The sequence below is a fragment of the Prevotella disiens genome, from assembly GCF_900454955.1.
Lineage (GTDB): Bacteria > Bacteroidota > Bacteroidia > Bacteroidales > Bacteroidaceae > Prevotella > Prevotella disiens.
In genome coordinates this window covers 137,901-150,337 of sequence record NZ_UGTL01000002.1, presented here as the reverse complement: position 1 = coordinate 150,337, position 12,437 = coordinate 137,901, and the positions used below count along the sequence as shown (strand labels likewise).

Genomic DNA, 12,437 nt, shown 5'->3' with positions numbered 1-12,437 from the left:
CTTTGACCACACACCAATGAAACATCTAAAGAATCTGATTCTAATCGTGGCGACAGCGATAATCCTCGTTCTCATTGCCACAACAATTATCGAAAGCAGCAAAGGCACACCCTTTGTACGCCAGAATATCTACAGTTCCCTGTGGTTCATACTTCTGTGGGCAGTTCTTGCTGTGGCAGCCACATGCTACATCGTGCTCCGCAAACTGCACAGAACCCCCATCGTATTCCTCATCCACGCCTCATTCCTGGTGATTCTCCTTGGAGCCTTTGCCTCATGGAACATGTCCGAAAGCGGCAATATCCATCTGCGCCATGGCGAATCAACAAACCTGATGAAGAACTCGGAGGGAGAACCAGAGGAACTCGGCTTCAAGGTGGCGCTCAAAGACTTCTGCGTAGTCACTTATCCTGGCACCGACGCTCCGATGGACTACGTTACCACTCTCTCTGCCGACAGTCACGACATCAAGGTGTCGATGAACAACATCGGTAGCTACCAAGACTACCGCTTCATACAGTCGGGTTACGACAGCGACATGCAGGGCACCACGCTCATCCTCTATCACGACCCTTGGGGCATAGCCATAACATACTGCGGTTACGCCATGCTCTTCATTTCGCTCATCGCCGCCATGTTCAGCAAGCGTACAAGAATACGTTCTCTCTACCGCAAAGCCCTTTCGCAGCAAGGCTCAAAGGCACTCCTGCCTCTTCTGCTCCTCACCGCCCCAGCCCTCGTTCCTTCTGCCAGCGCACAGGAAAGGGTAAAGATTGACAGCAACATCGCCGACGACCTGGGCAGAATCTGCGTGCTCTACAACAGCAGGATAACTCCACTCAACACCGTTGCCACAAGCTTCGTCACCAAGCTTTGTGGCAAGTCCACCTGGGACGGGCTTTCCTCCACTCAGGTCTTTGCTGGATGGATATTCGACGTGCCTTATTGGGAAACGGTAAAGATGATAGAGGTAAAAGACTCAAAAGCGCAGGAGCTGCTCGGCATCAGCGGAAAATGGGCTTCTTTCTCTGACTTTTGGGACTCATACAACAACTATAAGCTCGATGCCCCTCTGAAGGAAGCATACAAGAAGGGCGACACAAAACTGCAGAAGCAGCTGCGCGACGCTGACGAGAAGTTCAACATCATCCGCATGCTCTATGGCGGAGAGATGCTGAAGATGTTCCCATACACCGACCGTCGTGGCAACATGCAATGGTTTGCTCCCGGCGAGCCGCTCGGCAACATTTCGCTCGACGAAAAGGAACTGACGTTCATCAAAAAGTCGATGGACTATCTTGCCGAAAGCATCATAACTGGCGACAAAACCCGTGCCGAAGAAATAGCAAAGAAGATATACAGCTACCAGCACGTAAGGGCAAAGTCTGTCGTACCCACCAAGTTCCGCATTCTAACGGAAATCCTCTACAACAGGATAAACGCACATCACTTTCCCGTCATACTCTACCTCACTATCTCGCTTCTGCTCGCCATAGTCTCTACGGTCAGCCTCAACAATAAGAAGCGCAAAGTAGCCTCAACCATCGGCAGCGCACTCATCTGGGTAATGCTCGTCCACACCACTCTGCTGCTCGCCCTGCGCTGGTACGTCTCCAGCCATCTGCCTATGTCAAACGGCTACGAAACGATGCAGTTCATGGCGTGGGCAACGCTCATCGTCACTCTCCTCATGCAGAAGCGCTTCCTGCCCATCAGGCAGTTCGGACCGTTGCTATCGTCGTTCGCCCTGCTCGTGGCAATGATAACCGACAGCAATCCGCAAGTCACACAGCTCATGCCCGTGCTGCAGTCGCCTCTGCTCTCCGTTCATGTTATGGTAATAATGTTCTCCTACGCCTTTTTCGGTCTTATGGCACTCATCGCCATACAGGGCATCGCCGCCCACTACCGCAGGGAGATGGAACAGGAAAGCCGCCTTGCCGCCCTCTCGCAGTTTCTGCTCTATCCAGCCGTGGCGCTCATTGCCATCGGCATCTTCATCGGAGCCGTATGGGCAAACGTCAGCTGGGGGCGATACTGGAGCTGGGACTCCAAAGAGACATGGGCTCTCATCACGATGCTCATCTACTCTGCCCCTCTCCACAGCGACCTGAAATGGCTGCGCAAGCCGCTCCACATCCACATCTACATGCTGTTGGCATTCCTCAGCGTACTGATGACGTACTTCGGAGTGAACTATTTCCTCAGCGGCATGCACTCTTATGCATAAACCCAAATCGGTCATTAACATAAAAAGGAAACGCTGGCTGCACGCTTCATCAGTCTGCGTTTCCTTCCGCCTTTATCTTCTTGACGTTAAGGATTCCTACCATCATGTTATATGAACCTCAGATACAGTTAAACACCTCTCCGTAGATGTCTATCTCCGGCGTATATTTCCATTCTTTGTCTTCCTTCAACGAATTGTTCTTTAAGCAAACAGCGGTTTTCAGACTGGTCTTATGCGGCGGCTGCAAACTGCGACCCATGGTGTAGCCTGTCCACAGCAGACAGGCAATAACACATACAACGGTATTCTTGCCTGTTGTAAAGGCAGCGCCACGTCCCGTATCAGACTTTACTTCTCTGACAAGCAAAGCTCTACTTTTATAACATTTCTTCATAAATTTACAGTTTAAGGTTTCGATTATAGCACAAATATAGCAAAATATTTTATAAACCTTAATTCCGTAACACTATTATAAATTACCCCACTTCGGGATAACTGAGTGTCTAATATGATATAAATGCAGCGTGAATACACCTCCTCCCCATACCATTAGGAGTGGGTAATAACAGAAGGCTGAAAGAAATTGTTTTGCCCTTAGAATAGTGACAGCTGTTTGGTGTCTTCGATGCAGTATCCCTGCAATGCCTTTGGCTTGTTGTCGAAGAAGCAATATGCTCCCAATGCTGAAATAAGGTTCATGATAAAGTTGCTTACAGATCTATGGCGTGAGTGTACAATCTGTGCCGTATTCTTCAGCATATCGTTGATTGTTTCGATGATGTATCTCTTGCGCAGCATCATTCTGTCATAGAATGGCATCAGCTTGTTTTTCATGTTTACGCGCAACCCAGTTATCAGTTGTATTCCATCCTCAAAGAGGAAGTCAAACAGCTTCTGCGAAATATAGCCTTTATCAGCGAACAGCTTGCCGTACAGTCGTTTAGCGAGAACCTTGAACACATTCGGATCCTTGTCGCTGACATTTGCGCCTGTAAGGACAAAGGCTATTATCTCGCCTCTGTCATTGCACGCAAGGTGGAGCTTAAAGCCATGGCACCAACCCATTGTTCCTTTTCCGTCAGTGGCAATTCCCTTGAATACCTTATTGGCATATCTCCTGAGATTATGGCATACGGGTATCATCGTGGAATCAACGAATGTTATGCCGGTACATCTTCCGAAAGCTCTCAGATTAAGGAAGAACATGAGCTGGAAGAATACGCGGCTTTCCAACTCCACAAAGCGGTTGTACGACACGGCTTTCGGAAAATAAGACTTCATCGTACCCTTGACGAAGAACAGATAGTAATGCTTGAAATTGCGGAATGTACCAAAATGAAAATACAACAAAATGGTCATGATTTCACTGTCGGACAACGACGCTTGGCGACGTCTACGCTTGACTACGCTATTGTCTTCAAGTAGATTTCCTGCATTTTCTGCATCAAAATGTTTGCAAAACTCGTCTATTATACAAAATAATTCTGTAACTTTGTAATCGGCAGTCATATCAAACATTTTTGTAACTAATTGATTTTCACCTATAAAGATACAAAATATTTGTGAGGCTACCAACTTGTTTATGAACTATTTCTTATCCCGAACTGGGGTAAGTGAATTTTAAAACCTATTGTTTTGGCATTCAAAATAGGCTATTTTGGAGCTCAAAACAATAGGTTTTGAAAATAAAAGCATATCAACCATTATTTCAGAGGAATTTTTCTATTGGTTTAAAAGAACTTAAGGAAGCAAATATGGTTTACACTTGTGATAAATCCAAGCACGCCTATAAGTTCAATAAGGATGAGAAATTAAACCAACGATTTCGTTAAGCCAGACGAAGCATACAAATGAGTGAAACGAAATTTGAACATGCTCGTGGCGAGAAATCGCACTTTGAAAAAGAACGATTTCGTTAAACCACACGAAGCATGCAAATGAGTGAAACGAAATTTAAACATGCTCGTGGCGAGAAATAGAATCTTTCGAGCAATGATACTTTGTAGGGGCGTGATTTATCACGTTCCTCTCCGCAAATTTTAGTGTATTAGGAACGTGATACGAGTTGTTGAGCAAAGCGAAAAAATCACGCCCCTACAAAGTATCATAACTTGCCAGAAAGCAGCTATTTTGTACTCTAAAAAAAGAACTTATTTGTGGTAAGTTGAGCAAAAAATGACAAATCGACCTTTCTCGTAGGGTTAAATGAGACGCAAACAAGTTTTGAGACAAACAAGGAAATTGTTTGCGGAAATAAGGTTAATTCCTTAATTCCGCAACACTATTATAACTTAAACTTTTTAAGTACCTGAGCAACAAAAAGTTGCCCAGGATTTTGCCATGTCAAAGAATTCACTTATCTTAGTGTTGCAAAACAAGCAAGCAAAACTCTGATATGGCATGGCAAAAATACATATTAAATCCGATAAACTCACTCCTTTTGGAGGAATATTTTCAATCATGGAGCAATTTGACTCCACATTGTCATCTGTAATCGACTCGACCCTCGGTCTAAGGTGTAGATCATTCGGTTATCAGTACAGCGAAATCATCCGTTCACTCATGAGTATCTACTTCTGTGGTGGCTCATGTGTTGAGGATGTCACTACTCATTTGATGAGCCATCTCTCGCTTCATCCGACACTTCGAACTTGTAGCTCTGATACTATCCTCAGAGCGATAAAGGAGCTGACGCAAGAAAACATTTCATACACATCAGATATGGGCAAGACCTACGATTTCAACACGGCTGACACTCTCAATACTTTACTGCTCAATTGTATGTTTGCATCTGGCCAACTGAAAGAGGACGAGATGTATGATGTTGATTTCGACCATCAGTTCATAGAGACAGAGAAGTATGATGCAAAGCCTACATACAAGAAGTTCCCTGGTTATCGCCCTGGCGTGGCGGTTATTGGCGACTTAATCGTTGGCATTGAGAATAGCGATGGCAACACAAATGTTCGTTTTCATCAGAAGGACACGCTGAAGAGGTTCTTTGAGAGATTTGAACAGAACGGCCTTACTATCAATCGTTTCAGAGCTGACTGTGGATCATGTTCCGAGGAAATCGTAGAAGAAGTAGAGGAACACTGCAAATCCTTCTATATCCGCGCAAACCGCTGCAGTTCGCTCTACAATGAAATCTTTGCTCTCAGAGGTTGGAAAACTGAGGAAATCAATGGCATTGAGTTCGAATTGAACTCTATCCTTATTGAAAAGTGGAAGGGTAAAGCATACCGACTTGTGATTCAAAGACAGAAACGGTTGGATGGTGTATTGGATCTCTGGGAAGGAGAATACACATACCGTTGTATCCTGACTAACGACTATGTATCTTCCGTAAGAGAGATTGTCGAGTTCTATAACCTTCGAGGGGGAAAGGAACGTATCTTCGATGATATGAACAATGGTTTCGGATGGGACCGATTGCCCAAATCCTTCATGGCAGAGAACACCGTGTTCCTTCTTCTTACAGCACTTATCCGTAACTTCTACAAGGCCATTATCCAAAGACTTGATGTAAAGAGGTTCGGACTCAATACAACAAGCCGCATAAAAGCGCTTGTCTTCAGGTTTGTCTCTGTACCAGCAAAGTGGATCAGGACATCAAGGCAGTATGTGCTGAATATCTATACTTGTAACAATGCTTACGCGGATGTGTTCCAGACAGATTTTGGATAACGCCTACAATTTATGGGTATGATACTGCGTATTGCCTCAAGTCGCATTGTGGGGTAAGGGGATGTTGTAGGCTGAAGTGGGGGATTTCAGTTCTAATTATCTGCAAATTCAGTAATGAGAGGATGTGTACACGCAAGAAGGACGTTGAAAAGTTAAGTTGCGGATTTGAGGTAATTGTGAATTTTGAATTAAAAAACCCGCAGGCCTTCTTCTCGAAAACCTGCGGGAATATTGTTATTGATGATTATTCAATCGAGTTTAGTCGATGACAATCTTAGAGGTCTGAACGTTGGTTCCGTCGGTGGCCTTGATGAGGTAAACACCTGCGGGAACACGTCCCTTCAGCTTCTCTGCGTCGAGCGGCAGGCTAAAGGTGCCCATCTTGACGCCGGAGAGGTTGTAAACCTCAGCTTGACCCTTGGTCAGGGTAGTCGTCATTCCCTCAATACCGGCTATAGAACCAATAATCTTGGCGAAATCCGTCTCAGGAGTGTCCACGAATACGAAGCGGTTTGCTTGTACGCCATCCACCTCACCAGTGAAGAAGTACTTGGCCTTGTCGTCAACAAACGGAGTAACCGTCTTGTTCTTCAAGTCTACCAACTTCAAGTTCTGATAATCCAGATCCATAGCCGTAAGTTCCATGTTGTAGGTTTTGCCCTTACTAACTTCCACATTGAAAGCACTTCCAACGACACTCGGCACGGTCATCACCTGCACATTCTTGGCATCGGTGGTTGTTCCGAAGACCGAAGGCTCACCCATATTGAGTTTCTCGCCATCCAATCCGTTGTCGTAAGCAGTCGTAGCGTTTTGGCGCTGCAATATGGTGAACTTGTCGTACACTTGCTCGTTGTCCAGCTTCACAGCGATACCACCATTGCAATAGTCAGACTCCATGTAGAAAGGCTTGGCGCAAAGTTCGCCACCTTCTTTCACAAGGCCTTGATAAGGAATGGTGAGTTTGCCCGGAGTAGTGCTAAAGGTAGGATTCTTGTATTTCACCATGAAGCCCTGCATAGGTGCAAGGGTCTGGGTCATACCATTCTCTCCAGCCACACCAATAGGCACTGCCTCGTAGCCACCCTTGGCTTTCACTGAGTTGCCATAAGCATTCTTCCAGTCTTCCCAGCTACCGGTGGTGTAGATGTAAACCGTGTTGTCCATGTCCACACCATCTTTACCAGATTCTAACGTGATGTCCTTGATTGGCACACCAGCCATGAACGAGTTACCCACAATGTTGTAACCCAATCCGTAACGCTTGGCATCATCGCCTTCTGCCGTAGAAGCAGTAACGACAGCTGCCTGACGTGTCAGCTCAATAGTTTGCTCGCAGAGGTTCAGTTGTCCTTGAATCTTTTGTACACCCTTACCTGTATCGGTTATTGGAGCCACCTCATAGCCTACGAATGCCTTCATCTCGCTACCCTTAGGAACGTCTGTCCATTTGCGGTAATAGTGATTAGGGTCATTCAGTTTCTCACTGTAAGCACGGATATAAAGATCCTTAGAGCGTGTCTGCTTCTTGGTCGTTTTAACAGGCAATCCTATAAACTGCCAGTCAAACTCATTCCATACCGTCTTGTTGTAGTCTGGCGAAGTCTGATCCTTGTCATCCACGGCAGTACGACGTTTTACATACGTACCCAATGGCTTGAATTCAATAGTAGCATATACGGTAGAGGCGCATGGGTCAGTGTTGTTCAAGATGAACGTACCCACCTTCTTACCGTCGGTTGATGTCTTCATCACAAGCTTGTCCTTGTCACCGTCTGTGGTGAAGCCCTCCACGCTCTTCACGGTCAAACCACCGTCAGCGGGAACAACCACAGCTGGGTGACCAACGGTCTTGGTAGTGGCACCTTTCTCAAACTTCTCGTTCGGAGCGTTGTTCACCAACTTGTTTGCAGAGATAAACTTACCAGCAGGCAAGTACAGGTCGCGCTCTGCCACCTTCTTCTCACCCTTGATGTCTTTCTGGTTATTGGCAAAGATGATGCTTTGCCCGTCCTTAGGAACATCGTTGGTCCAGTTGTTCTTGTTATTGAAGTCGTTGTCCACGCCACCAATCCAATAGTTGTTGCCGCAGGCATTCTCTTCTGGGTCGTAAGCAGAACCAGCTCCCTGTCCGCCATTGGCAGCCACAGGAATACCGTTTTTATCTACTTTACCCTTGATGACACCGCCTTCAACCATGTCCTCAGTGATGTCGCCATCACCCTCTATTGCATCAGGACAGCCGTCTTCGTCGCTATCAAGGTCAAAGTAGTTAGGAATACCGTCCATGTCATCATCGCAAGGCAACATGATGGTTACCAAGGTGTTCACAATACCTGTTTTGTCAGGAGTCTGTGTAAACGCAAAGTACTTCTTGCCGGGATCGGTGTTCAGGTACGACAGTGCTACCATATTAGTAAGATTCACATCCTTGTTATTTATCAGCACTTTCTTGGTGCCTTGATCCTCGTAGACGGTGTAGCGGTCATCGTCCATTTTGGTGTACAACTCGGTCTGCGACAACGCATGCTCATTGGTGAGAACGTTGATGCCAAACTGGTTGTCCTGGTGGAACTGTGAAACTGGTGTGCTCTGCATCAGCACATACGGATGCATGGTTCCTCCAATTTCCCAAGTGGTGACAGTTCTGTCGCTATTTGTTCTAAAGTAACCTCTATCCAATGAGTAGTTTTGAACCGTTACAACTACTCTACCCGTACCAGCTTCGTATCCAAACTTATCGGAGAGGTCTACGGTATAAGTCTCGTCACCCGTTGCAGCTTGTGCACCAATCACAGAAGGCAACAAGGTAAGTACCCTACCAGGCTTAGGATTAGGATTGAGATAGTTCTCATCCTTCACTATATTAGCGAAGAGTTGCTGAGTCTTCACATTATCTCTATAACGTATCCACTTGCTTTCACCCAAGCCGTTTTTGTCAACCAGCGGTGTGAGGTTGGGCTCGGCAATGTCCGCACACTCCACCTCGTTCTTGATACCGTCATCGTCCCAATCGAGATCGCCGGGAGCCACAACACATTGCTTGAAGAATATCTGTGCACCGGTGCTTTGTGCGTACTGGCGTGTCTCGTCATAGGCACCCACGCAATCGTATATATACTCATTCTTGTCACCATCAGTCATGCTCTTCACGATGATGGTGTAGAGATACCCCTCTTCAACCTTGTTAGAAGGGAAGAGTTTGTCCCCCTTGATCGTAACATTGTCTGGGAATTCCTCGACCGTTACCTTCTTGGTGCCGTTCTGTACATAGCCGGTGATATTTCCGTCTTTATCGTAAACAGGTTCCAAGTTGGGAATTTCTTTTTCAATAGGAACTCTTTCTTTTAGCGTTTCCGCTACGGCACCTTCTACAATCCTTTCGGTGCTGTGTCCTTTCTGTTTCCATACATCGTAGGTAAAGGTGAACGGACCTTCGCCACCAATACTCTGGAACTTAGCCCAATATTCTGTATTGCCGGCACAGTAGGATGCGTATGTACTGCTCACACCTGGCTTGTCACTGTCGTTGGTGATGATGTCGGCATGTGGTTTCAGCACGTCAACCTCTGGACGAAGTTCAATTGGCTTACAGTCTACCTTCACACCTTGACCTTTGTCGCCTATCTCGGCATCGGTGGGATAGGTATAGCCCTGTCCAGTCGCTACGTTTGGCTCGGTAGGAACCTTAGGGTCGGTAGCGTAACCTGCATTGCCACCCTTATCATTCAGCCTTAAATTGGTAGTATAGGAATTAAAATTCAATTGCAATTTCGTGTTGGAAATCGAGATGGGGTTATAGCCCTTCGTACCTTTGGGTACAGCGATGTCTGCACCCCAAACAGCAGCACTCAGCTTTTTGCTGGTACTCATTCCTTGGTTGCCATAGAACACACAGCCATCCAACTTGTCGATGACATCTTCTGCACCAGGTCCAAATTTTCCACTACGTGTATAAACATAAATGGCACCACCGCTTCCGTCTGCTCCATAATCACCATCAGCGATGTTATTCACAAACTTGGCATTGACAATCTCGCAGTTTCTTTGTTGTGCTATATAAAAGTGTAAAGCACCTCCTACACCATTGTTCTTACCTTGCTTTCCGCCATTCAGCGCAAGTGTGGCTTGGTTTTGATAGAATACATCATTTGTAGACCAGAAGCCACTTGACCAATCGACACCTCCGTCGTCTAGGATACGAATGGCACCACCCTCTACTGCTTTGTTGCCATAATATTGGTTGTTGGCTGACTTCAGATAAGCATTGCTATAGTTATAGATGGCACCACCCATACCATTGGCAGTGTTGCCATTGAAAATACTATTCTTCACATCGGTACCAATGCAACCTTTTACAAAAATGGCACCACCGCCAGACCATTCAGAGGCTGAGTTTTGCTTGAAGATACAATTGTTGATAAATACCGGGAAGTTAGCGCCAACCTGTGCGATGGCACCACCGTTTTTAGCTTTATTGCTTTCGAACAGACAGTTGGTAAAATTAAAGATAGCATTTGTTACCTTGTAGGCAGAGCCAGCAAGGAATACGGCACCACCTTGTTTTGTACTTGTGTTGCCCACAAACTTACAGTTGGTGAAATCACCATAGCCACTTTCCACATTCACAGCACCACCGTTGTCTGAACCAACGGTACTTGTGGTTTGGTTGTGGATGAACATACAGTTTTTCACGTCGAACTTGCCCTGCTGTATACCAATAGACAAGGCATTGGCTTGTGCATCGCAACTGTTGTTCTCGAAATAACAGCCTTCCACCAACAGGCTTTTTGCATTGTTCGCTATACGGAAGGCACCACCGTATTTAAGACCACTGTTGTTACAGAACACAGTGTTGGTAACCTTGACATTGCCGTCTTGGTTTGCGATATAGAGTGCACCACCTTGATTCTTCGATGTATTGCCTTTGAAGTTACAGTTGTCTATTGTTACATCCACCGGAGCTGATGCATCTTCATCTTGAATCTGAAGCGCACCACCAGCATTGGTCGCAATATTGCCCTCGAACTCATTGTTGATGAAGGTAATTGTGCGGCGACCAGTTCCTGTTGGGATGTAGGCAGCTTTTCCTCCGCTCTGAACAGAAACAGCACCACCGGCGTCACCTGATGTACATTTGTGGAACTGGTTATTCTTGAACACTACCTCATGACATGACTGAACTCTGAAAGCTCCACCAATTCCTGATGTGGTATTGCGGAAGATAGAATTGGTGACACTCACTTTCTTGAAGCTTTGCAAAGAGATGGTTGTGATTTGCTGTCCAGCCGTACCACCAAGGTTGCGGTTCACCTGCACATGGTCGAGATTGACATAGGAATTGTCTTTTCCATCGGATGGTTGGTAGTTTCTCGCACCAATCACCGCATATTTCTGGTCTGGTCCCAAGTGGTTGATGTCATGAAACGTAACATATTTCATGTCAATCTGTATGTTCGTCGGCTTATATATAGTTTGCTCGTTGAACACCAAGAAGCCACCACCTGTTGCAGCCACGCGATCGCCTTGTAACACCTCTACACGCTCTATCTTAATCTTGGGATTTTTCATCGTACCGAAGAAGTAAATAGCTCCGCAGAATGACGACTTGTAATATTTAATGGAACAATCAATCATCTCAAAATATGGATTGTCATACCCATTGTTGTCAAAGGTAATCAATGCACCATCAGAGAGACTACCCACAAAGTTTTTAGAGTCGAACGTGATGCCGTGCAAAATCAACCCCTGATTGTGGTTGTTGGTGCGGAATACGGATGTTGTTATCTTATCCTTCGATACGAATTTTGTCACATGTCGTTGAGGGTTGCTGTTACACGTATCTTGAGGCAGCGTTTGAGAGCCTGGCGTGGGATATCCACCCATGAGCCACAGCTTCTGTCCTTCTTTTGACAAGGTGTAAAAGCCTGCGGTTCTTTTTTTGCCATCTTTATACTGAATCGCTTTCGTATCACTCACGTCATACTCACCCTCTGCCAAATAAATTTTGACCTGTGTGTTTGCACTACTCTCAGCTATTTTCAATGCTTGCGTGAGGGTTTTGTATGCATTGTTCCACGAAGAGCCATTACGCCAGTCGTTACCCGTCTTGGCAGACACATAAATCTTCAATGATGTATCTTCTTGAGCCTGCACCCCGAGTGCCATGAAGCACGCAAGGAGCATCGTCAGCAGATACCTTGCTGGTAATAAATGTTTCATGTTTGTGTTATTTTTTTTCATTTTCTTATTTACTATACGTCTGTTTACTTACGATCGCCGACATAGGGTTTATTATTCCCAGCCTGTGTCGTTCTCTTCGTCGTCAAACTCCATTTCTTTTGCATTGTTTGTTTTAGGCTTGTCAGGGTCATACTGGCTAAACGCCCCCAGACCTGCACCTGGACCCCCGCCGGGCACAAGCAAGATAACTGGACTCACATAATTTCTTTTTGCCATGTTTAATTTTTTGTTTTTATAAATAAATAAGTGTTCTATGTTTTGTTACCAGCTATAGCTG

The 12,437-nt window shown here is 45.7% G+C and carries 6 protein-coding genes; 2 read left to right on the top strand and 4 right to left on the bottom strand.

The window, feature by feature from the left end:
* The first annotated feature begins 16 nt into the window (after positions 1–16).
* Entirely contained in the window at positions 17–2,230 is a 2,214-nt protein-coding gene (locus DYI03_RS11105) for a cytochrome c biogenesis protein CcsA (RefSeq protein ID WP_025064779.1), read from the top strand.
* Positions 2,231–2,348: 118 nt separating this feature from the next.
* On the opposite strand, the gene DYI03_RS11100 is transcribed toward DYI03_RS11105, so the two are convergent.
* On the bottom strand, positions 2,349–2,624 hold the full coding sequence (locus tag DYI03_RS11100) for a hypothetical protein (RefSeq protein WP_021669728.1): 276 nt from the start codon (positions 2,622–2,624) through the stop codon (positions 2,349–2,351).
* A 200-nt stretch (positions 2,625–2,824) separates the two neighbouring features.
* Positions 2,825–3,739: an IS982 family transposase gene (locus tag DYI03_RS11095; protein WP_115367997.1), complete on the bottom strand. Its 915-nt coding sequence runs from the start codon at positions 3,737–3,739 to the stop codon at positions 2,825–2,827.
* Between the two features lie 891 nt (positions 3,740–4,630).
* Between DYI03_RS11095 and DYI03_RS11090 the strand changes: the two genes are divergently transcribed.
* Positions 4,631–5,917 (top strand): IS1380 family transposase, encoded by a 1,287-nt coding sequence (locus DYI03_RS11090; protein WP_115367883.1) that lies wholly within the window; start codon positions 4,631–4,633, stop codon positions 5,915–5,917.
* A 258-nt stretch (positions 5,918–6,175) separates the two neighbouring features.
* Here the strand turns inward: DYI03_RS11090 and DYI03_RS11080 are convergent, their stop codons facing one another.
* Complete coding sequence (locus DYI03_RS11080; RefSeq protein WP_244916359.1) at positions 6,176–12,160, bottom strand: T9SS type A sorting domain-containing protein; 5,985 nt, start codon at positions 12,158–12,160, stop codon at positions 6,176–6,178.
* Between the two features lie 51 nt (positions 12,161–12,211).
* Positions 12,212–12,358: a hypothetical protein gene (locus DYI03_RS13505; protein ID WP_172462604.1), complete on the bottom strand. Its 147-nt coding sequence runs from the start codon at positions 12,356–12,358 to the stop codon at positions 12,212–12,214.
* Positions 12,359–12,437: the final 79 nt, after the last annotated feature.